The sequence below is a fragment of the Sorangium sp. So ce375 genome, assembly GCF_051473855.1.
Lineage (GTDB): Bacteria > Myxococcota_A > Polyangia > Polyangiales > Polyangiaceae > Sorangium.
Window position 1 is genome coordinate 8075827 of sequence record NZ_CP150335.1, and the last position, 22483, is coordinate 8098309.

General features: G+C 70.4%; 17 protein-coding genes. 8 read left to right on the forward strand and 9 right to left on the reverse strand.

Annotated elements, in window-relative coordinates:
* Positions 1-23 precede the first annotated feature (23 nt).
* From WME90_RS29825 to WME90_RS29835, 3 genes are all read right to left on the reverse strand, one after another.
* The gene (locus WME90_RS29825; RefSeq protein WP_437275404.1) at positions 24-437 is read right to left on the reverse strand and encodes a hypothetical protein; all 414 of its coding nucleotides are present in this window, start codon (positions 435-437) and stop codon (positions 24-26) included.
* A gap of 152 nt (positions 438-589) precedes the next feature.
* Entirely contained in the window at positions 590-2068 is a 1479-nt protein-coding gene (locus WME90_RS29830; RefSeq protein WP_437275405.1) for a hypothetical protein, read from the reverse strand.
* 212 nt (positions 2069-2280) lie between these two features.
* Positions 2281-3942, reverse strand: a complete 1662-nt coding sequence (locus tag WME90_RS29835) for a Ppx/GppA phosphatase family protein (RefSeq protein ID WP_437275406.1) — start codon at positions 3940-3942, stop codon at positions 2281-2283.
* 41 nt (positions 3943-3983) lie between these two features.
* Here WME90_RS29835 and WME90_RS29840 point away from each other — a divergent pair, with 41 nt between their 5' ends.
* The 8 genes from WME90_RS29840 to WME90_RS29875 all read left to right on the forward strand — a co-directional run bounded on the left by WME90_RS29840 (position 3984) and on the right by WME90_RS29875 (position 12807).
* On the forward strand, positions 3984-4613 hold the full coding sequence (locus WME90_RS29840; RefSeq protein ID WP_437275407.1) for a hypothetical protein: 630 nt from the start codon (positions 3984-3986) through the stop codon (positions 4611-4613).
* Positions 4610-4876 carry a hypothetical protein gene (locus tag WME90_RS29845; RefSeq protein ID WP_437275408.1) on the forward strand — a complete coding sequence of 89 codons (267 nt, stop codon included), beginning with the start codon at positions 4610-4612 and terminating at the stop codon, positions 4874-4876. Before WME90_RS29840 ends, WME90_RS29845 begins: the two co-directional genes overlap by 4 nt.
* A gap of 40 nt (positions 4877-4916) precedes the next feature.
* Complete coding sequence (locus tag WME90_RS29850) at positions 4917-5093, forward strand: hypothetical protein (protein WP_437275409.1); 177 nt, start codon at positions 4917-4919, stop codon at positions 5091-5093.
* 444 nt (positions 5094-5537) lie between these two features.
* Complete coding sequence (locus WME90_RS29855) at positions 5538-7883, forward strand: hypothetical protein (RefSeq protein WP_437275410.1); 2346 nt, start codon at positions 5538-5540, stop codon at positions 7881-7883.
* 171 nt (positions 7884-8054) lie between these two features.
* Positions 8055-10121: a toxin-antitoxin system YwqK family antitoxin gene (locus WME90_RS29860; RefSeq protein ID WP_437275411.1), complete on the forward strand. Its 2067-nt coding sequence runs from the start codon at positions 8055-8057 to the stop codon at positions 10119-10121.
* Positions 10122-10337: 216 nt separating this feature from the next.
* Positions 10338-11747, forward strand: a complete 1410-nt coding sequence (locus WME90_RS29865) for an MBL fold metallo-hydrolase (RefSeq protein ID WP_437275412.1) — start codon at positions 10338-10340, stop codon at positions 11745-11747.
* Complete coding sequence (locus WME90_RS29870) at positions 11744-12265, forward strand: YeeE/YedE thiosulfate transporter family protein (protein WP_437275413.1); 522 nt, start codon at positions 11744-11746, stop codon at positions 12263-12265. The genes WME90_RS29865 and WME90_RS29870 overlap by 4 nt, the downstream gene beginning before the upstream one ends.
* On the forward strand, positions 12265-12807 hold the full coding sequence (locus tag WME90_RS29875) for a DUF6691 family protein (RefSeq protein ID WP_437275414.1): 543 nt from the start codon (positions 12265-12267) through the stop codon (positions 12805-12807). Before WME90_RS29870 ends, WME90_RS29875 begins: the two co-directional genes overlap by 1 nt.
* Positions 12808-12970: 163 nt before the next feature.
* Here the strand turns inward: WME90_RS29875 and WME90_RS29880 are convergent, their stop codons facing one another.
* From WME90_RS29880 to WME90_RS29905, 6 genes are all read right to left on the reverse strand, one after another.
* Positions 12971-15025 carry a hypothetical protein gene (locus WME90_RS29880; RefSeq protein WP_437275415.1) on the reverse strand — a complete coding sequence of 685 codons (2055 nt, stop codon included), beginning with the start codon at positions 15023-15025 and terminating at the stop codon, positions 12971-12973.
* Between the two features lie 76 nt (positions 15026-15101).
* The gene (locus WME90_RS29885) at positions 15102-15476 is read right to left on the reverse strand and encodes a PAAR-like domain-containing protein (RefSeq protein WP_437275416.1); all 375 of its coding nucleotides are present in this window, start codon (positions 15474-15476) and stop codon (positions 15102-15104) included.
* A 2-nt stretch (positions 15477-15478) separates the two neighbouring features.
* A complete protein-coding gene (locus tag WME90_RS29890) occupies positions 15479-16513 on the reverse strand; it encodes a beta-ketoacyl synthase N-terminal-like domain-containing protein (RefSeq protein ID WP_437275417.1) in 1035 nt (344 codons plus the stop codon).
* The gene (locus tag WME90_RS29895) at positions 16510-17523 is read right to left on the reverse strand and encodes a DUF2169 family type VI secretion system accessory protein (protein ID WP_437275418.1); all 1014 of its coding nucleotides are present in this window, start codon (positions 17521-17523) and stop codon (positions 16510-16512) included. Before WME90_RS29895 ends, WME90_RS29890 begins: the two co-directional genes overlap by 4 nt.
* A gap of 22 nt (positions 17524-17545) precedes the next feature.
* Positions 17546-20227: a type VI secretion system Vgr family protein gene (locus WME90_RS29900; protein ID WP_437275419.1), complete on the reverse strand. Its 2682-nt coding sequence runs from the start codon at positions 20225-20227 to the stop codon at positions 17546-17548.
* Between the two features lie 3 nt (positions 20228-20230).
* On the reverse strand, positions 20231-22471 hold the full coding sequence (locus tag WME90_RS29905; protein ID WP_437275420.1) for a type VI secretion system Vgr family protein: 2241 nt from the start codon (positions 22469-22471) through the stop codon (positions 20231-20233).
* Between the last annotated feature and the right edge of the window lie 12 nt (positions 22472-22483).

Genomic DNA, 22483 nt, shown 5'->3' on the forward strand with positions numbered 1-22483 from the left:
CCACGGCCGCGGCGCGCTCCGCCTCAGCCGAGCTGCGACAAGAACTTCCGGAGCTGCTGCGCCTCCACCATCGTCATCACCGGGACGAGCCAGGCCTCGAGCGAGGTGGTGTCGCGAAACGCTTTTCGGCTCGAGTTGTGCGCGTCCCGGATGAGCCGCTCGACCTGGAGCCCCAGGATCGCGTTCGACACCGGCAGCAGGTAGGCCGTCCGGTGCACCGTGGCGTTCTGGACGCGCATCATCTCCAGGAACTTCTCGGCGCTCTCCGGCGCGAGCACGTCGACCTGGAGCAGCTCGATGCAGACGACAGCGCCGTGCCGGTTCTGGGTCACGATGCCCTGGATCCGGGCGATGCACGCGTCGACCTCGCCAGCCGGAAGCGGTGATGCGAGCCTCACCTCGATGAGACGACCGGCTCTGTTGTCAACGGAGTACATGAGCGAAATTCACCCTACCGTAGACGTCCAGACCAGAGCGCGTCAATCAACGGCAGATCCGTGCGGCACCACTCCGTACGCACGCACACGTCATCGACGGTTTTTGTCGGCGCCCCATCAAGCGCTACAGAAAAAACCGTCCTAGGCGGCGCCTAGGCGTCGGACGAGAAGATCACCTTCCCGGCGCGCGCTTCTTCCTCGGACGCCGCCTCGCGCTCGGCCTCGAGGGCCTTCGCCTCGGTCTCCAGATCGGGAAAGCGGTACCGGATCCCCTCGCCTGCCTCGAGATCGACGTCGCCCCCGAGCGCGACCACCTCGCGGGTAATCTCCTCCGAGCGCGGCGCCTCCCCTGCCGCCTCCTGCCATGCCCGCTGGAGGACCGCGTCGGTGATCGGCTCCCGGCCGTGCCGCGCGTCGATGCGGGTAAGGACCGCGCGCAGCACGGCCCGCCGGGCGTTCCGCTGGGCGAGCCTCCGCTGCTTCAGCGGGCGCAGGAGCGCGCGGCCGAGCGGCAGCGCGAAGAGCGCGAGCGAGAAGACGAGCGGCACCACCCCGAGCGCGACCGCCGTCCCCGCGGAGGGCAGCTCCGCCATCGGGACGCCCCGGGCCAGGAGCCCGAGGTTGTCGAGCGTAAAGTGCGCACCGAGCGCATAGAGGCTCATCAGCAGGTTGAACCCGTTGAGCGCCACGATGAGCGCGTTGACCCCCGGCCCGTTGCCGGTCAACGGAGGCAGCTCCTCGCGCTTCGCCCAGACCGGCGGAGGCGCCCGCGACGGCACCTCCGCCGCCGTCCGCCGGATCGCCTCGAACCGGTACACGATGCCCCCCTCCTCCGACACGTCGACCGCGCCGTCGTAGTCGAGCATCAGCCGCGCCATCAGCGGATCCGCCTCGTCGCGCGAGAGCCCCGTCACGCGCATCACGTCGGCGAGCCCGATCCGGCCCCGCTGCGCGCGGATCTCGGCCAGAATGAGCTTCTCGGCTTCCAGCGGATCGCGCGGCGCCGGCGTCGGACCGAAGAAGAACCGGTTCACCTTCTCGTAGAAAGGCGTCTCGTCGCGCCGCTGCACGAACGCCCTGCGGTGACCGTACGACGAGGACCACGCCGGCTCGGCCGTCCACACGAACGGTGAGAAAGGATGGAACGTCCAGAAGATCGCGTCGAGGACCAGCCGAAAGAGGAAGTATCCCGCGAACGATCCGGAGAAGCCGTCGTGGTCGCGCGAATCGCTGCTCGAGCGAGCGAACAGCTGGGCGATCAGGATGCCGACGAAGATCACGACGTAGGCGATCAGCACGATCGCGATCCACGCCCGCACGACGAAGCGGGCCACGCCGGCGGCGGCGCCGAGGACGGCCTTGAGCGCGCGCGTGAGGCGCGTGCGGGTCTCCCACGGCTTGGTGAAGCCGTACGGGAAGCGGAAGAGCAGCTCACCTTCGGACGTCGCCTTGAGGTGCCCGCGGTGCTCGCTGACGAGCAGGTGCAGGCCGCTCTCCGCGTCGCGCAGCGGCAGGCCGCTCTTCGCCGACGCGTCGGCGAGCGTCAGATCGCCCGAGTGCCCGCGCAGGGCGGACTTGAGGATGCCGGCGGCGCGGCGGGCCTCCATCAGCTTCGGAGATTTCAGCGTCAACGGTCGCTCGCCCTTGTTCCGCAGCGGCGCAGCCGCGCCCGTCGGTACGGCATCGCCGCGATCATTCACGGGGGGCAGAAGCGCCCCCATGCCGAGCTTCATGGTGGCCCGCAGGGCTCCGCGCAAAGGCCGCAGCGACTTTTTTCGGGCGCCGAGGCGCCACCGCTCGGGCGGCGCCTCGCGTCAACCGCCACGCTCGCCGCGCCCTCATGTCAACCGCCCGCGCTCGTGGCCGAAGGCGGGCGCGATCTCGGCGTGGCGTCGACCATCCGCACCTCCAGGCCGAGCGCGTCGCGCAGCATCCCCGCCTTCGCGACGACCGTCCACTCCTCGAGCGCCCGGTCCTCCGCGCCCTGCACCTCGAGCACCAGCGTGTCGCCCTCGATGCGGGCGCTCACCTCGGCGACCTTGGCCCGGTGCTCGCGATCGAGCGCGTCGGCGATGCGGAGGATCGACGCCATCGCCTTCACCTTGGCGCGCGCGTCGCGCGAGAGCGCGCGGAAGTTGTCGTGGTCCATGCTGGGCGGCGATTTCCTGTGGTAGCGCGCGATGTTCGCGACGATCGCGCGCTCCTCCGGGGTCAGGCCCATGAGGTCGCTGTGGACGATGACGTAATAGCTGTGCTTGTGGTGCCCCTCGTAGCGGACGAAGTCGCCGATGTCGTGGAGCAGGGCCGCCGCGCGCAGCAGGATGCGGTCGCGCTGGCCGAGGCGGTGGCGCGGCGCGAGGTCGTCGAACAGCCGCTCGGCGAAGCGGGCCACGAGCGCGCCGTGCTTCTCGTCGAAGTGGTAGCGGCGGCCGAGCCGGACGCAGGCGTCGCTGACCGCGGCGGCCTCGCCGCGGAAGTCGGGGCCGAGGAAGTGGGCGTGGGCGAGATCGACGAGCACGCCCTCCTTGAGCCCGACCCCGGGCGCGGCGATGACCCGCTGCGCGAACGCCCGGGCGACGCGGCCCAGGATCGTCGCCGCGGGGACGATGGTGTCGGCGCGATCCGGGCGCAGGCCGTAGATCTGCGCGCGCTCCTCGGGCGTCTTCGACGCCATCTCGTCGAGCAGGCGGGACATCGCGGACACGTCGATCGCCCGCCCCTCCGCGGACGCGCCCGTCGCGGGGCAGAGATCCGCGAGCGTCTCGATGTTGCCGCCCGTGCCGACGAGCAGATCGACCCCTGAGCCCGACCCCTCGCCGAGCAGCTCCACGATGTCGCGCGTGGCCTCGACCATGACGCGATCGACGTACTCCTCGACGAGCCGCCGGTGCCCCGCGTCGACCGGGCGGCGATCCTCGAGGAAGGCCTCGACCATCCGCACCGTCCCCACGGGGAGCGAGCGCGAGAAGACGGCCCCGCGGCCTCGGAGCAGCGTGAGCTCGGTGGAGCCGCCGCCGATGTCGACAAGGAGCGCCGTCCGCTCGCCGAGCGCGACGCGCTCGCGGACGGCGAGCTGGACGAGGCGCGCCTCCTCGACCCCCTCGATGACCTCGATGTGGACGCCGGCCTCGCGCGCGGCGCGCTCGATGAAGAGGTCTCCGTTCTGGGCCTCGCGCGCGGCGCTCGTCGCCACGGCGCGGTAACGGTCGACCTTGGCCGCATCCATCGCCGCGCGGAAGCGCCGGAGCGCCTCGCAGGCGGCCCCGATGAGCCCCGACTCGAGCCGGCCCTTCGTGAAGACGTCGTGCCCGAGGCGCACCGACGCGCGATCCGCATGGACGTCGCGGAACGGGTGGAAGCGCGGCGCGTCGGGCGCGCCCGTCGAGGCCCCGGCGAGCGCCGGATCCCAGCCGGCGCCGAACGCCCCGAGCGCCGGAGGATCGACGTCGACGATACGAAGCCGGATGGCGTTGGATCCGATGTCGATCGCCGCGAGCCGCGCCATGTCGGGAGAAGTAGCGAAGCTCCGGGCGGTTGGCTACTCTCATGCCGCTCATGTCGAGGAAGCTTCATAAGGACTCGGGGGCTCGTCGTCTCGGCCCCCTTCACTATCGGCCTTCGGCGCGCGCGCTCGCGCCCGGGCAGGCTCGGGGCGCGCGCCGTCTCCTCGACGGCGCGCGCGAAGCAGCGCGCCTCGCGCTGGGGATCGCGACCGCGGCGCTCGCGCTGGCGGCGTGCAGCGGCGGCGAGGCGCGCGCGCCGAACCCGATGCGCGCCCTCGACGAGCGCAGGGCGATCGAGGTGATCCGCCGGGCGATGGCGCACGAGGGGGCGCAGCCGGCGCGCGGGCGCGAGGTCGAGCTCACCAGCGGGAAGAAGGTGCGCGTCGACGTCGGCGTGCAGAGCCGCTCGTACGGCGTCGTCTACGTGACCGACGAGGACGCCCAGGCGCTCGGCGCCGCGATCCCGCCGCCGAACGGCCGGGACGAGAAGCTGCGCATCGTCCGCGGCGGGCCGGACGGAGCCATCCGCCTCGTGCTCCTCTACCAGCAGAACTACCTCTACGACGATCTCGTCGGCGAGTCGCACGAGCGCACGACGATCACCGCCGAGCGCGAGCTGACGCGCGACGTGCAGGACTTCATCACCTACGCGCGGACGCAGAAGTTCCAGTGAGCGCGCTCGAGGAGGGCGGGGCGGCGCGCCGCCGGGTGCCCCGGAGGGGGCGAGAGATCGAGGAGCGCGCGCGACGCGCGCTCGGCGGCGGGGGATTGCTCCTCGTGGCCGGGCTCGCGCTTGTCGGCGTCGGGCCGTCGGACGCGGGCATGGCGCTCACGCTGCTCGCGCTCCTGGTGCTCATCTACGGCATCCACAGCTTCGGCCGGCTGGGGACGGAGCGGGACGGGCGGGGCGAGCGGGAGCCGGATCCGTCGCGTTGACGCTTGCAGAGCGCGGCGCGTTCGAGCAGCATCCGCCGCCATGAATCGCCCTACGCGCCAGCACCAGCACCTCACCCTCAAGGTCACCCAGAAGCAGGAGAGGAGCGCTCAGAGCTCCCGGAAGCCCGGCCGCAAGCACAAGCGCTGGACCAAGTTCCTCGCGCAGTACGCGCCGCTCGTCGCTGGCGCCGAGACGGCCGCCTCCGCCGAGAGCTGAGCTCCCGCCGCCGGCCAGGGACGCACCCGGCGCCCGGCCCGCACAATTCCTTCCCACGCATAATTTTTCAGCGCAGTAGCACACCAGCGCGGGCTGCCTCCGCTTCCGACGAGGCGGCGGCGCGTTTGCCGGCGATGACGGCTGCGCCTCCGCCCGCGATGGCGGCTGTGCCTTCGCCCCCGATGGCGGCTGTGCCGCCGGTGCCGCGACCGCGGCGACGTCGCCCATGTGCGATGCGGCCGTCGTGGCGCTCTCTCCATGGTTCGTGGATTTCGTGATGGCACCGCGCTCATCTCGCCACGTATCCAAGAGAACACCCCCTCTCGGCGTCTGATACGCGATCGCCAGGCGGCCTGTCACCCACTCCGCGCGAGACGGGCTGGCCGGCGCCGCGCGCATGCCGCGCGGAAGGGCCCACTCCATCTCTCGCGCAAGGAAGGATCCATGCCCGCTCGTCCTCCGTCCCGCGCTGCCCGCGCGGCAGCGTCGCTTTTGTGCTCTCTCGTCGTCGGCGGCACATCGCTCCTCCCAGGGTGCCTGAGCCGCCCGATAGCCCTGCAGGACACGCGCACGACTGGCACCGTCGTCGAGCGGCTCCCGCGGGGAGTCAACAAGATCGACCTCCTCCTGACCATCGACAACTCGAAGTCGATGAAGGACAAGCAGGACATCCTCGCGCTGGCCGTGCCCGACCTCGTGAGGCGCCTCGTCGATCCCCAGTGCATCGATCCGCTGAACCCCGCGGATTCGTCCCCGCCGGTGGGCGGCAGCTGCCCGAGCGGCAAGGAGCGCGAGTTCGATCCGGTCGTCGACATCCACATCGGCATCGTCAGCACGAGCCTCGGCGACCACGGCGCAGCGGGCTCCTGCAACGTGGAAGAGTTCCACTTCTCCAACAACGACAAGGGGCACCTCATCGCCCGGAGCGACAGGGACGACAAAAACAACGACGACAACAACCCGCCGACCTATCAGAATCTGGGGTTCCTCGCCTGGGATCCGGAGCAAAAGCTGAGCCCCGCCGGCGAGGCGATCCTCGACGACAGGGCGGGTGGCGGCCTCGTGCCGACGCTGACGAACATGGTGAAGGGCGTGGGAGACGTCGGGTGCGGCTTCGAGTCGCAGCTCGAGAGCTGGTACCGGTTCCTCGTGGACCCCGCGCCGTACGAGACCATCGAGGTGGTGGGCGGCAACGCCGTCCGGAAAGACATCGACACGAGGCTGCTGCAGCAGCGAAAGGCGTTCCTGCGGCCGGACTCGCTCCTTGCGATCATCATGCTGTCGGACGAGAACGACTGTTCCATCCGCGAGGGCGGGCGAACCTACCTGCTGGCGCAGTCGGGCCGGCTCCCCCGGCCGCGCAAGGAGTGCTCGGAGAAGGGCCCGGACGATCCGTGCTGCAAGTCGTGCTCGGTGGACCGGGGCGAGTGCCCGGTCGACGAGACGTGCGGTACGGACGCGACCGCGCTGCTCACGAAGGAGGAGGACCCGCCCAACCTGCGCTGCTGGGACCAGAAGCGGCGGTTCGGAGCCGACCTGCTCTACCCGATCGACCGCTACACGAAGGCGCTCACGGAGCCGAGGATCCACGATCACGAGGGCAACCTCGTCGACAACCCGATCTTCTCGGATCTGGACCCGACCGACGAGCTCAAGACCGTCCGGCCTTCGGAGCTCGTGTTCTTCGCCGGGCTCGTCGGCGTCCCCTGGCAGGACATCGCGCGCCAGAACGACGCGGGCGAGCCCGATCTCCGGAAAGGCGTGGACAAGGACGGCAACCCGGTCGGCGGCTTCAAGAGCGCCAAGGAGCTGAGCGCCCCGAACGCGGGCTTCGCGAGCACCTGGGACATCATCCTCGGAGATCCCAAGTCGCGCCGGAGCCCCAGTGATCCCCACATGATGGAGTCGCCGGTCCCCCGCGAGGGCGAGAACCCGATCACCAAGACGCGCATCGCCGGCCCGGACTCGCCTGACAACGCCAACACCATCAACGGCCATGAATGGAACCCCAACCCGGTTTTCGGTGACCTCCAGTACGCTTGCACGTTTCCGTTGCTCGAGCCCGTAGCGGGTGATGACTGCGCGGGCGTCGATGACCGAAACAGCCCCCTGTGCAAGGACAACCCCGACGGCACCGACAGCGACCTCCAGGTCAGCGCGAAGGCGTATCCGGGCCTGCGGCAGCTCCAGCTCATCCGGGACCTCGGGGAGCAGGGCATCGTCGGCTCGGTGTGCCCGGCGCAGCTCGACGACGCGGCAGAGGGCCGGCTCGACTACGGCTATCGGCCGGCGATCGGCGCGATCGTCGATCGCCTGAAGACGAAGCTCGGCGGGCAGTGCCTGCCCCGCGCGCTCCAGCCCGACGACGACGGGAAGGTCAGCTGCCTTGTCCTCGAGGCGCGGAGCACGGCCGAGGGGAAGTGCGGGTGCGACGAGCTCACGGCGCGGCGGGAGGTGCTCCACGAGAACCTCGCCGCGAAGCGGATGGTGCTCGACGATCCGGTGGCGGCAGCGAACGGCTGGAACTGCGTCTGCGAGGTCGAGCAGCTCGACAAGCCGGAGGAGCTCGCGGCTTGCCAGAACACGGTGCCTCCGGCGCCGGTCGAGGTCGGAGGCGAGAAGGTGCACGGGTGGTGTTATGTCGACCCGCGGCTCGGCCTCGGCCGAGAAGAGGTCGTCGCCAAGTGCCCGTCCACGGAGCGACGCCAGGTCCGGTTCACCGGTGACGGCGCAGCCCTGGACGGCGCGACGCAGTTCGTCATCTGCTCCGGCGACACCGCCAAACAGTAGCGCGGCGCGGGCTGCGGCGATCCGCTGCGCCGGCCGATGGATTTGAGATCTTCCCGCCCTTCGGAGCGGCGCTCGAGCGGGCGCCGCTCGCCCCGCACCTGCACCTCATGGATCTTTGCAATCTGCATGGATGGCCGCCTCCTCGGCGCGAAACCCGATAGACTGCGATGCGTGGACTCCACGACACACCACGGCGCGGAGCGGCCTCCGTCGATTCCGCCTTCGGCCAGGTACAACCCCGAGCAAGGCACGTTCGAGCTCGTGGAGACCGACGCCGACGGCCGTCCTTCCGGCGAGTGCCACGTGTACCGCGGGAGCGACGGCTCGTTGCTCTCGCGGTGCTGCTACGCGGGCGGGGTGAAGGATGGGCCGTTCACCCTGTTCCATCCGAGCGGTGAGCCCGCGCAGCGCGGGCGCTACCGGGGCGGCCAGCTCGACGGCGAGGTGGTGGCCTGCGGCAGCGACGCCCCGACGGAGCTCAGGCTGCGATCGTGCTGCGTGCCGCCTGGCGCCTGGGAGCTGCGAACGCAGTATCGGCAGGGGCTCATCATGCGCCAGGTCTTTCACGACCGCGCCGGGTACCCGATCTCCGCGGACGGCTCCCGCTGGCCCGACAAACCCGCCTGCATCGCCGAAGAGGCCGACTACGACCAGGGCTCGCAACGATGGCTGGTCCGCGAGGAGGACGACGCCTCCGCCTCGCTCATCGATCGCTACTTCACGCGCGAGGGCAAGCCCTCTCAGGAGATCGAGATCCGCGCTGGAACGCGTCATCGCGAGCTCCGGTACGACGCGCTGGGCCGCCCCTCCGAGCAGCGGCACTTCGATCCCCAGGGACGCTTCCACGGCCCGTCCGTCCGCTGGTTCCCCGATCCGGACGCGAGCCCTTACCTCGATCCGCGCGTGCGCGAGGAGCGCGGTCAGTACGCGCACGGTCACCCCGTCGGGGCGTTCACGGGGCTCGACGCGGACGGGGCGGTGGTGATTCGACGCGAGCTCGGCGCGGCCCTCGACGAGGCCGGCCTCGGGGCGTCGCCCGCGCTCGCCGAAGACCTCGAGGCGCGGGACGCCGAGCGCGTCTGGACCCTCGCGCGAGAGCTCTTGCAGGACGGCCGCGCGCGCGAGGCATGCTGCGCCGCAGCCCGCGCGGCGGTCCGTGGGGGCGAGCGCGAACGGCTCGCCGAGTTCCTGCGCGCCGCGACGCTGCAGCCAAGACCCGAGGACGCGGAGCGACGCGGGCGAGCGCTGCTCGAGGCGTCCGACGCGACCGCGCTCGGCGTCCTGGACGAGCTGGTGCTCGGCGCCGAGCCGAGCGCAGCTTACCGCACGCTCGCCGCCGTCTTCCGGGGCTCGCGCCGCGTCGCGCTCTCGCTCGTCGAGGCGGCGCTGCTGCTCGTGCCCGAGCGCCGCTCGACCTGCGTCACGCGCGCGCTGCTGCGGCTCGAGCTCGGCGAGACGCGCGGGGTGCTCGAGGACGCCGACCGCGTCGAGCCCGACGCCCCCGCCGTGGCCGAGCACCTCAGGACCTTCGTGCGGCTGCTGTACCCGGAGTTTGCCTTCTGGCCGGCGCGCCAGGCCATCGATCCGATGCCCGGCGACGCATCGGAGACGGTCGAGCTCGGCCAGCCGATCGCGCAGGTTCGGCAGAAGATCCAGCTCTACGCCACCCGCCTGCTGCGCCTGCGCGAGGCCGTGCAGCGAGGCCTGCCGGGCACGGAGCCCTGTCCGTGGCTGCCGCCCGACCTGTCGCGCCTCTTGCCGGACGGGCCGGTGGAGCTCGTGCGGACGGAGGCGACCTTGACCGAGGAGACCGAGAACGGCGTCGAGACCGTCGAGCTCACCGTGGACGAGACGCTCGACACAGGGACTCTGCCGGTCTCTCTCCTGATGCGAAGGGCCCGAGCCGAGTGGACCGCGCTCTGCTGGCTTTGCTGGTCGGCCGGCCTCGACCACATTGCGTTGCCGGAGCGCATCGAGCACCGGCCCGACTTCACGGCGGCGGTCAACATGTCGCTCAGCCGTTGCTTCCGCGCGCGCGACCAGCTGCAGAGCGGCGGGCTCATCAGCCGGGCGCGCGGCGTGCCGGACTTCCGCTGGGAAGGGCACGACATCGGCGCTCTCGACCCCACGCTCGCGGCCATCGCGGCCGACGAATACTTCGAGATGCGCTGCCTCTTCGTGTGGCTCATGTTTCCGGAGAACATCTCCCCGTTCCAGAGCGACATCCGCGCGGCGTGAGCCGATGCGACACCTGCCCTCGCGGAGAAGGCGGGCAAAACGCCGGCGCTCGTGCTCGTCCATCGTGACGCACCATACCGCCACAGGGCTCGGGTCGAGGTGTGGCGGTCCTGCACGCCACGGGTGAGCACCGGAGCTCGCGCGTCGAGCCGATCTCATGCAGCCGCCGGTCTGGCGCCTCGATTGCATCCGCGTCCGCGCATGCACCTGCTGCGGATGAAGACTCCAGGTATCGCCCACATCGCCTACCTGCTCGGCAACAAGGGCGAGGCGATCGTGGTGGACCCGAGGAGGGACATCGATGCGGTCCTCGCGGCGGCGAGGGAGAGGGATCTCGTGATCAAGTTCATCCTCGAGACCCACCGCCACGAGGACTTCATCATCGGATCCGGCGCCCTGGCGAAGGCGACGGGCGCAAAGATCGTGAGCGGCGATCATCCGCTCTTCGGACAGAGCGACATCCGGATGCGGGACGGCGAGGAGCTCGATTTGATCGGGCTGCGCATCCGCGCGCTCCATACGCCGGGACACACGCCGGAGAGCACCTGCTACGCCGTGTTCATCCCGGACGCGCCCGGGCGGGCCTGGGGCGTCTTCACCGGTGATACGCTGTTCATCGGGGAGACGGGCCGCACAGACCTGCCCGACCGCGAGAAGACAAGCGACAACGCGCGCCTCCTCTTCGCCTCGGTTCACGAGAAGCTCCTCCCGCTCGGGGATCAGGCGCTCCTCTGGCCCGCCCACGGCTCCGGCTCGGTCTGCGGGGGCAACATCGCGGAGCGCGACGATTCCACGATTGGCATCGAGCGCGCCTACAATCCCGTCTTCGTGAAGTCGGTCGACGACTTCGTCCGCGCCAAGGTCGAGGAGCGCATCCCGCGCCCGCCCTATTTCAGCTTGATGGAGAAGCTGAACCTCGAAGGGGGCAAGCCGCTCGCCGCGAAGCCCGGCGAAGTCCCGGCCCTGCCGCCGAAGAAGTTCGCGTCGGACTCGAAGCAGGGGCTGGTGCTCGACGCGCGCGACCCCGAGGCGTTCGCGTCGGGCCACCTGCCCGGCTCGCTCAACCTCTGGCTCGCTGGGCTCCCGGTGCTCGGCGGGTGGATCGCGGACGAGACGACGCGCGTGTACCTCGTCCTCCCGCGCGCCGAGGACGTGGAGGCGGCGGTCCTGCACCTCGCGCGCGTCGGTGTCGATCATGTCTCCGGCGTGCTCGCCGGCGGGTTCGACGCTTGGCGAGACGCCGGCATGCCCATCGAGAAGACGGGAACGATGACGCCGCGAGAGCTCCGCGACGCGGGCGACGCGGTTACCGTGCTCGACGTCCGCGATGATCAGGAGTTCGAGAAGGAGGGGCACGTCGAGGGCGCGCGGCACATGTACGTGGGATATCTCGACGAGCACTTCGAGAAGATCCAGCCCGCGCTGCCGCGTCGTGGCCGCATCGCGCTCGTCTGCAGCGTCGGGCACCGCGCTGGCCTCGCGACGAGCATCCTCCGTCGCCGCGGCTTCACCGAGGTCGCCAACGTCCTCGGCGGGATGACGGCGTGGGAGAAGCTCGGCTTGCCGAAGCAGCAGGGCCCCGAACACACGGTGACCACCGTGGATATCGAAGGAGCGCGACGATGAGCCCGCAGGGAGGTACGCGCTGGGCGCCGGAGATCGCCGGGCTTGCGATCGGAGCGCTGGAGACGTTCGCGATGGGGACCGCGAAGCGGCCTCTCGGGGTGACGTCCGCGTTCGAGACGGTCGCGAGCACGCTGGCCCGCCGGATCGCGCCCGAGGCCAGCCGAGTGAACGAGTTCGTGGCCGAGCGTGAGACGACGCCGAAGGTCGACTGGGAGATGCTGCTCGCCCCGGGCATCGTTCTTGGCGCCTTCCTCGCGTCGCGCGCGTCGGGCGCCCGGGGATCCTCCCTGCCGGACGCGTGGCGGGCGCGGTTCGGTGAGAGCCGCGGACGGCGCTACGCTGCCGCGTTTTGCGGTGGCGCCCTGATGATGTTCGGAGCGCGGCTCGCCAAGGGATGCACGAGCGGACACGGCATCAGCGGCACGATGCAGCTCGCCGCGGCGAGCCTCGCGTTCGACGTCGCGATGGGCGTGAGCTCCGTCGTGACGGCGAAGCTCCTGTTTCGAGGAGGTGTGTGATGAAGCGGGATCCGCTCGGAAAGCTGGCGCTCGGCCTCGCGACCGGGACGGCGTTCGGCGCCTTTCTCCAGCGAGGAGGGGCCTCGGACGCCGACCTCATCCTCGAGCAGCTTCTGCTGCGCGACAGCGCGATTGCGCGGATCATGGGGACGGCGGCGGCTGCCGGCTCGTTCGGGACGCACGGGTTGCGAGAAGCCGGCGCGACCGAGCTCGACGTGAAGCCGTTCCAGGTACGTTCGGTGATCCTGGGCGGTGTGGCCTTCGGCGCGGGGATGGCGATCCTCGGTTATTGCCCCGGCACGACCCTCGCCGCCGTCGGCGAGGGCCGACGCGACGCGATGTTCGGGCTGCTGGGGATGGTAGCGGGAGCGCTCGCCTTCATCCGCGTGTACCCGCGCATCAAGGAGGTGGTCGAAGCGACGGACCTGGGCAAGGTCACCCTCCCTTCGGCGACAAGGACGTCCCCTTGGCCCTGGGTGGCTGGCCTCGCCGGGCTCGTCGCCACAGCCACGCTCGTCAGGCACGCGCGGGCGACGCGATGAGGCGGAGCCGCTGCATACCCAGCCCTCGCGCGCCTGCATTGCCGCGCGACGATGACCCCGTGCCAGACGGTCGTGGGGGCGCTCGGCGCTAGTTGCCTGCCGTGTGGGCGATCGCGAAGATGAGGTTGCGCTCGATCCTCGGAGCGTCGGGCTGACCTCGTATCTATCTTCTGTGCTGCTGCCCCCAAGTCCCCGGAGCTTCTTTCGCAGCCTGGAGTATCACTCGCCACGCCCCTATGCACCGCTCCTGCTCCGCCACGAAATCGTGCGGATCGAAGTGTGACCATCTCCCTGTCTGCACCGCCAGCTCCCTCGACAACCGCCTCCGGTCCTCGACCGGGAGCGCGAGCGTCGACAGCTCCTGAAGCGACACCGACGGCGAGTATCTCTGCCCGCGCCGCAACCGATGTTTCGGGTCAAAGCGTGCTCGGTGCTCCGACCAGTACGCCCGCCAGCGCGCAGGATCGGTCGACGGCACCCCCAGCGTCTCCTTCGACCCGACAGGCGCGCCATCGCGCGGATCACCCACCATCTCTGCGAGCGGCCGCCGTCCGCGAAGCGCCTCCGGATTCGGATCGATCACCACCACATCCTGCAGCGCCGCCGAGTCGATCTCCATCTCCTCGACGAGGCTCGCGCCGAGCAGCCGATCGAGCGCGGCGCCGGCGGCAAGCGCGACCTCCTTCTCTGCGCGCTCCAGCAGATCCAGCAAGCTCGGGATCGCCTCCACGAGCCCAGCCCACCCGACCGCCTCAACGGCCGGAGGCGTCGGAGAGCGCTGCATTCGCTCGAGCAGCCACCGGGCGTCCTCCTCGCCGGCGACCAGCGCCAGCCGCACCAGCGCCTGGTCCCCGAGCGCTCCCTGGGCCGCCCTGCGCGCGGCCTCGGCCGCGCGCCCGTGCGCCGCGATCAACATGGCATCGAGCCCCGCCGCCTGGACGTCGAGGCTCTCGTGTGCAAGCGCCCGCTCCAGCGCCCAGTCGCAGGACGGGTGCTTCGCCGCGGCGAGCGCGAGCAGCCCGCACGCGAAGACCCGCGCATCTTCCTCGTCGCTCAGCTCTTCCAGCTCCGCGGGCGTGAGCCAGCCGCGGTATGCCAGCAGCTCCACGGCGATCGCCCGGCAGCCGCGCTCGGACGACGTGGACAAGGCCCGAAGGCTGCTCGGCAAACACGGGCTCGGCGCGAGCTTCATGGCCGATAAGAACGCCTCAGCCACGACCGGATCGCCTGGGCCGAAACGAAGCAGCACCCGCTCGGCGCAGGCGAGCGTGTCACGCCCCTCGATGCACCCTCCGATCATCGCGGCTGCAAAGACGCGCATGGGATCGGCGGTCGGCGCATCCAGCGCCAGCGTCTCGATGTGCGCGATCGCCGTCGGACCGAGCGCGGCCAGCGCGTCGATGACAGCGACCATGCGTAGCTCCAGCGCTCGACATGAACGCCAATCGTCACCCGGGAGCGGCGCCCGCTGGACTCCCAACATCCCGATCTCCTCGAAGCACGCGCGCGCCCAGCGACGCACGAAGTCCCCCTCCGAGATCGCGGCCGACGGAGCGAACGCGAACCCGGGAGGAGCCGCTTCTCCGGCCGAGACCGGCTCGACCGGCCTCGGTGCCGGCCTGGCAGGACGAACGAGAGCCATCCTCCGCTCCGCTGCCAGGCGGCGCATCGCCTCAGCCATGGCCGCGAGCTCATCGAAGGTCCTCGGCTCCGCCGACGCGGGCTCAGGCGCTTCAGGGGCGGGCTTAGGTTCTTCAGGCGCGGGCTTAGGCACCTTCGGCGCGCGGAACGAGGGTACGAGCGAAGCCCGCTCGACGAAGTGCAGCCGCGGAAGATCGACGCCCGCGCGAAGGGAGGGAGGGCTAGCTCCTGCGAGCGACGCAGCGGAGAGCCGCTCCTCGGCGGCGACGAGCTCTGCGCATGCGTCCCTGAGCGAAGCGAGCATCCGAGGCAGACCCGCTCGCGCCAGGAGAACAGCCGCCGCCCACACATGCCCGTGCGCGCGCCCAACGGCCGTGCCACGATCGGCACGGCCATCAAAAGCATCGTACAGCGCGCCAAGGCCGCTCTCGAGCTCGCGCGCAGCAGGCGCAAGGTGGGCGCTCGGCTCGCGCTGTCCTTCGATGAAGCGCGCGACCGCGTGAATCAGTGAATGCGCGCGCTCCCAGTGCATGACCCAGGGCGCGCCTGCACCGCAGGAGACGAGGTCGTCGGACATGCGCGGCGCCTTACCTGAACCCTTCCCTGCGCGCGTCCCCTGCGAGGGCGACGCGTCTTCCGGTGATCGCCATGGTTCAAAGCCCTCCCTTGTTCAAGAACCCCGGGCTGCCGGTGATCCCCACCATGCCGAGCTCCACGAACACGATCGGCGCGCCCATCACGATGAACGACGGACCGCCCGTGTTGAGGCTGACCACCTCCTTCATCGTCCCTGGCTCGTTGCCGTGACATGCCTTGAAGCTCGCCCCCACCGTCAGGATCTTCGCGCCGCCCATCTTCGTCCGCACCGGCGCGTTCTTGATACCTTCGGCCGAGCTCGCGAACACCGGATAGGGCACCGGGATCGGGCTCGGCGCGGCCGGCGTCGTGCACACGCTGACCGCCAGCGGGACCATCTGGTGCCCTGATTTGGCCGTGATGCAATCCATCATGCAAGCCGTGATGCCCATGCTCACTCCTCTCTATCCGATGTTCCCGCCGCGCTCGCGAGCGCCACCGCCGCCCGCGCCCCGCCGTCGTTCCCGGCAGTCGCGATCGCCACAGGCGACGGCGCATACAAGTGCTCCCAAGCTGTCGCCGCCATCGCGACGAACAGCGGCATCGCCGCGGCGCCCAGATAGCCGATCCGCTGCGCTGGAGACTCGATGACGTACGGGCGGCCGAGCACATCCTGCAGCCTGACGAACGCCGCCTGCCACTCGCGGAGCCGCCGCATCTCGCCCGTGAGATCCGTCAACATCCACCCCGCCGTCTGCCCAGCCCGCGTCAGCGGCTCGGCCGCCTGCCGCGTCGCGCTGGTCAGCCCGAACGCCTCGTAGGCGGGCGCGTCGTCGTTAGGCCCAGCGCGTTCATGCCCGGTTCCCACGCCGAGCACACGCGCGACGGCGCGGAGCCCCCGTCGCTCCGCGTCCGCGTCGCGCATCAGCGCGAAGAACGCCGCCCCCTCCCCCGGGATGCGCGCGTCGAGGTTGTCGGGAGAGAAGAGCCGCCCGCTCTCCTCGAGCGCCGCAATCGCACGCGGGTCGTAATCGCTGTGGACGCCGCCCAGGATCACCGCGTCGACCCGCATCGACGAGAGCGCGTTCAGAGCCTCGAGCAGGAGCGGCCCCAGCGCCGCCTCGCCGCCTGCAACGATTTCCACGGTCGCCGGCGTCGAACGCTTCACCGCCGCCGCGAGGAGCTTCGTCGCCGTAGACGCGTCCGGAACTCCTTCATCCAGCGCGAGCTGCACGATGATCTTGCCGTCGCGGATCCGCGAGACGGCCTCCTCGAACGCGGGCGCCGCGAGCAGGACGAGCCGCTCCGGCCCCACGATGCGTGGATCGAGCGCCGGTACGAATCCCATCGTGATCGCCTCGCCCGCCGAGCTCGCGAGCGGCGCCTCGGCGACGGCCGGGAAGCCCGCGCGCAGCAAGAACCCCGTCTGCCTGGCGTTCAGCCCGATCGGCGTGTGTGCCCCGACCTCGACGACCCCGATTGCGCTCACGCGGCCTCCGTCTCGGTCACGACGATCTCGACGTCCTTCATGCGCCGCGGCGCCTGAAACGACGCTCGCCATACGAGCTCGACGACAACGCCGAGAGGAGCGAGCGCGTCGATGAGGACCGTGTCGAGCTCAGGGTTGAGGATCTCGGGCGCGCGCCCCCTGGCCTTCATGGCGACCGCCACGGCGGCCCTGGGCAGTCGAAATACCATCGTTCCCTGACCCGGCGTAAGGTTGAGCAGGACCACCTCTTCTCCACCACGCACCGCCGGCGTCGCGACGAGCCCCGGTGAGGCGCACGAATTGGCGCGATCGTCGTGGTCCAGGGGCAAGAGAGGTGCGCGCTGCCTTTGCCAGGCAGCATCATAGGTCCCCAGATGACGCCGCCGTGGCTCCCAGTGGCGGCCAATCGCGCCGAGCCCTGCAGGCGCCGGGCGCGTGCTCACCGAGCGGATGAGATCCGCCGGATCCTCGATGAAGGGCGCGGGCTTGTGGGTGAGCGCTTCCGGGTCGCGCGCGATCCCCATCCCCACCGGGTTCCTGGCCTCCTCCACGGGGTGCGACGGATCGCCCCGATCGAGCCCGCCCCACGCGTAATCGTACCGCACCTCGATACCGGTCGTAGCGCGCGGCCTTGAGAGCCCGGCGCCATTCGCCTCCCAGACACGCAATCCGAAGATCCGGACGACCTTCTCCAGGCTGCCGAGCCGCACGCCGGCATCGAAGAAGGGAACGGCCGTTCCGCCGGGCGCGTGCGCCGCCGCCACCACGATCACGTCCGTGCCAGGCTTGGCGACGCACAGATCTGAAGGATACTTGATGCTGCTCTTCTCCGGATCACCCCACGGCACGTCCGCGCTGCGGATCCGGCGCTGCTCCGCGCGGTCCGAGATCTCGAGCTCGCTCTGCCCCTCGACCGAGACGAACGTCGCCTTCACCACGACGACGAGGCGCTCGCCGTCCTTGCCGACGAGCAGGAACGGCGCAGCGACGAAATCGGTCCTGTTGTCCATGCGCGGCGGATCCATGGCTGCCTCACAGCAACGATACGTTGCGCTTCAACCTGACGTTCGGCGCGGTGATCGTGACGAGCCCGGCCTTGATGGTCACCCCTCCGCCGTCGATGACCACCTCGCTCGAGCCGCACTTCAACACGACGGCCCCCGCGGCGTCCACCTTGTGAAAAGCCCCGATGAACATGCCCTTACCACCCGCGATCACGGAGTGCGAGCCGCCGATCCTGTCGACAACGGCGCCGCCCACCATCGTCGTCCGACTGCCGCCGACCATCTCCGCCTCCGCCGCGCCGCTCACGACGACGAGGCCGGCCGCCTGCTCCGTCTTGTCGGCCAGGCACGTCTCGGCCCGCGTACCGGCGACGAGCTCGATCCGCGCAGCGCCGATCCGCTGCGACCGCGCGCCCCCAACCGTCGTGTGAATGCCGGCTGCCGCGATCGTCGCCTTCATGCCCCCGATGGTCTCGTCGTGCGTCGATGCGCACACGTTCACGGAGTGCCCTGGTCCGGTGGCGCTGTCCGACGCCGAGCTGCTCGCCGATGCGCCCTCTGGCGTCGCCCCGGAGGTGCCCGAGGGGCCAGCGCCGCCGTCCGCGCCGGGGACCGACGCATCGCCGGGACGCGCCGAACCGGCGTTCACCCCCCCTCCGAACAGCGCGTCGAACCAGCCGGATCCATCGCCCGAAGCCGCTGGCCCGCCGGCAGCTGCCCCGACGGACGCGCCGAGAGCAGCCGGCGATGGCAGGCTCGCCACCGCGTCGAGCGCCTTCGTGGTGGCGCCCAGGTCCCCGAGGCTCATGGCGTCCATAGCAGCTCCCAGGTCCCCGAGCTGGCTCTCCAGCGCGTGTACCGGCGCCATCATCTGGTTGACCTTCACCACGGCGGCCCGCTCGAGCGCCTCCAGTGCGCGGCGCGCCTCCGCCTTCGCCGCCTCTGTCGGCGCCTTCGCGGCGAGGGACAAGAGCGCGCTCGCCGGATTGCCGGTCATCTCCTTCTGCGTGCCGCCCACCGTCGTCGCGCTCGCCCCCTTGGCGGTGAGCCCGTAGACGGCGTTCACCTGCACCGACCGATTGCCGCCCACGCTCGCGGTCTGCGCGCCGTCGACGGTGGCAAGGTAGCCGTTGGTCACCTGGATCTTCTGATCGGCGCCCACGGTGAGCCGCGAGTCGACCTTGACGCTCTTCGACTCGTTGACGCCGGTGGAGCGCGTCTTGTCGTTCGCCGTCGCAAGCGTCGTGTTCCGCTGGGACCTGATGCTGATCTCCTCGTGTCCGGCCTTGTCCTCCAGGCGGATCTCGTTCGCGCCCGAGCCGCCCGGCGACGAGCTCGTCCGCAGCGCGCTGCGCGACTTCCCGTCGGGCAGCGCGTAGGGCGGCCTGAATCGGCCGTTGAAGACACGCCCCGTCACGACGGGTCTGTCGGGGTTTCCTTCCAGAAACTCGACGATGACCTCCCATCCCACGCGTGGCAGGAGGATAGCCCCGCTCGCCTGCGGCTGCGCCACGCGGACCCAGCACGAGGCCGTATCGTCGCTCTTGCCGTGGCGATCCCAGTGAAACTTGACCTTGCACCGGCCGTGCGCATCCGTATGGATGTCCTCGACAGGCGCGCCTCTCGGCGCGACGACCACGGCCGTCTGCGGGCCATCGATGATCGGCGCCGGCGTCCGCTGCGGGCAACGGTAATGGACGCCCCTCGGAATGGTCGTGGCGCGGACGAGGTACATCCCGTCGCGCAGCTCGTGCACGACGGCGGTGATGAAATGGTCGCCATCGAGATCATCGGGGGCATCGACGAGCGTGAACCACCGGCCCGCGGTGAGCCGCGCGCAGCCGGAATCCAGCGCGAGGCGTGCGCGCTCGGCCTGAAGCGCTTCCAGCCGCACCCGGGCGAGCCGCTCCCCCTCGCGTCGCTCGGTGTACCGCCCCGGGTAATCGTACACCTCGAGATCCACGTCCATATCCGCCGCTGCGGTCACCGTCTGATCGCTCTCCGGCGCCTCGAAGTCGTAGTCCCGCAGGACCACCTTCCCCGTCGCCGTGCGGCATCGCCGCACGAGGACGTGGATCGCGTCCTCGCCGCCGGTGAGCCCAGCGCCGAAGCGGTAGGGGACCTCCTTGTTCCCGTCGATAGGGTCGCTCGCGGTGCTGTCGTCCTCGAAGACGATGATCTCGCCAGCGTCGCCGGCTTCAGCGTGAAAGTAGATGCCCTCCTCCTCGAGGAGCCGCGACACGAACGCCAGCGAGCTCTCGTTGTACTGCACGCAGTACACGCGCTTCGGATAGCTGCTCACGAGGCGCCACGACTGGCGCTGTTCGTCGATACCAGCGCCGCGCAGCACGGCGGAGACGATCTCCTTCACGTCCTGGTCCTGGAAGATGCGGCAGTCCACCTCGCGCTCAAGCAGCCCCATCCACGAGGTGAGGTGGATCCGGTACGCGGTGCTCCGAACGCCGTCGTTCGCCGGCGTCGCGGCGATCTCGACATCCGTCACCACCCCGTGCATCTCGTGCTCTGGCTCTCCCCGGCCGAAGGCCAGGTAGGCGGGGCTGCCGAGCAGCTCGTCCGGATCGACGTAGATCGCGGAGCGAAGCTCGACCTCCGCCGTGGTGACGAGGCCGAGCTGGCGCTCGATCCGGAAACCGACGACATCCCTCGACTCGATCGCCTGGGCCCGGAAGAGCGTGAGCAGCGGTGTCATGGCTCAGTTCTCCTTGATGACGCCCAGCTCGTCGCAGTCGCCGTCGAACGTGATCGAGACACCGGCGAGCGACACCGACGCTGGGGTCAGGGTGATCGTGGATGCCCCCATGACGACGCTGAGCGAGGTTTGGGCCTCGAACACGACGTTTGCCGCCTTGACGATCTGCGCGCCCCCCGCGACTTCGAGGAAATCTGCCTCGCTCACGTCCTGACGGTCCCCGGCGACGACGTTCAGGATCGCGCCTCCGGCCTTCTGGCTCAAGCTCGTCCCGATCTCGACCGCGCGGCCGCCGCCGGCGAGGATCACCTTGGCCGCTCCCGCGACCTCGGTCCGGCTCCCCTTCACCGTCACGGTCCGGTCCGAGGCGGTCATCTCGATCAGCGCCGCGCCGACCGTGTCCTCCATCGTGGCCATGGTCGCCTCGTCGACCGAGCCAGCCGCGAGATCGACCTGCGCCCCGTCGATGGCGAGCGTCGAGCTCCCGGCGACGGTTCGCTTGTGATCCCCGCCCGCCTTGAGATCACGGCTGCCACCGACGGTGAGCGAATGGCTGCCGACGTCATCCACCATGAACGTGGAGGCGCGCACCCTCTGATCACCGCCGATCGCGATATCCTGGTTCGCCCCGACGGCGGCGGACATGCTGTCGGTCACCGCCAGCGAGTGATTGGCCCCGATGGAACGCGACTCGCTGTTCCCGATGTTATCCGTCACGTTGTTTCCCGCACGGACCGAGCCGTCCCGGGACGCGTTCATGAACACCTCCTCGGCGCCCGCCCGATCGTCCATGCGGATCTCGTTCGTCGACCCGCCGCCCGGGGTGGTGGCGGTCTGCAGCGCCATCCGGGTCTTGTGAGCCGGCAGCGGATACGGGGGCGGAGACGCAGCATTGTACAGCCGCCCTCCCACGAGCGGCCGATCAGGGTCGCCGTCGAGGAAATCGAGGCACACCTCCCAGCCAACACGCGGCGTCAGCATGCCACCACCGAGCGGGAGCTGGCTCGTCCGGATCCACGCGCTCGATGAATCATCGGCCTTATCACGCCGATCCCACGGAAACAAAACCTTCACGCGACCGTGCTGATCGGGGTGGATCTCCCTGCCCGGCGGCCCCGTCGTGACGGCCGACTGCGCGCCAAGAGCCTTCGCCGCCCGCGGGGCTCGCGGGGGACGATAGGTGCTCTTCGAGGAGGGGATCGCGCGGAAGGTGATGCGCCCCCCGCGCGTGCTCGCGTCTTCGCGCGCGTGGGGTCTCGGGCGCGCCTCCAGGGCGAGCTCGACCTCCACGAGCAGGTACTCCTGATTGAGCGGCTCGTAGGGGTGATCCGTCAGCGAGAACCTGCGCCCGGGGCGCACCCGGAGCGTGTTCGTCGTGCCGCTCGCGAGTGCGCGCCGGGCGCCGAGCGACTCCAGGAGCACCCTGGCACGATGGTCGCCCACGGCCGGGTCGGTGAACCGGCCAGGGTGCACGTACACTTCCAGCGCTCTCTCCTGGTCGTCGTCCCGTTGAGCCGTGGCGTCCAGCTTGACCCTGGGTCGCTCGAAATCATGGTCTCGCAGGTGTACGCGCCCCGGCGCGATCGTCCTGTCGTAGGAGATGGTGGTTATCGCATCGCGCGTTGCTTCGAGCCCGTCTGCCGGACGGAACATCAGCTGATTCCCACCATCGATGTCCTCGGGTTCGGTGTCGACGAAGGTGACCGTGTCGGTCCCGGCGCTCGAATCGACGAGGAAGGAGATGCCGTCTTCCGCGAGCAGCCGCATGACAAAGTCGAGATCCGTCTCGCGGTACTGCGCCGTCGTCTGTCGCTCCGGGTAGCTCTGCGTGAGCTGCCAGCGCTGCGCCGACGCGGGGATGCCCGCGCCCGCGAGGACCTCCTTCACGATGTCGGGAGTCGACATGTGCGGGAAGATGCGGCAGTCCGCGCGCTGGGTGAGCCGGAACAGCCGGGGACGCGCGACGAGCCGCGTCCCGGTCTCCTCCGTGCCCCGCGCCGTGGCGCGCTCTGCCTCGACGACATAGCCGGCCAGCTTGCGCTCCTCCCGGCCCTCGCGGCGCGATAGCGTGAGCAGGAGCGGCTTCCCCAGCAAGGTGGCCGGGTCCGGCCCCCCGGCGCGGTCGGTGATCTCGCACCGGAGCGAGCCGACGTCATCGAGCGCCTCGTGCGCTTCGAGCCAGAGGAGGGCGAACGGAACGCCGTCTATGGTGAGCTCGTGCTCGATGTCGATTGTGTCTGCCACGCTGTCCGTCCC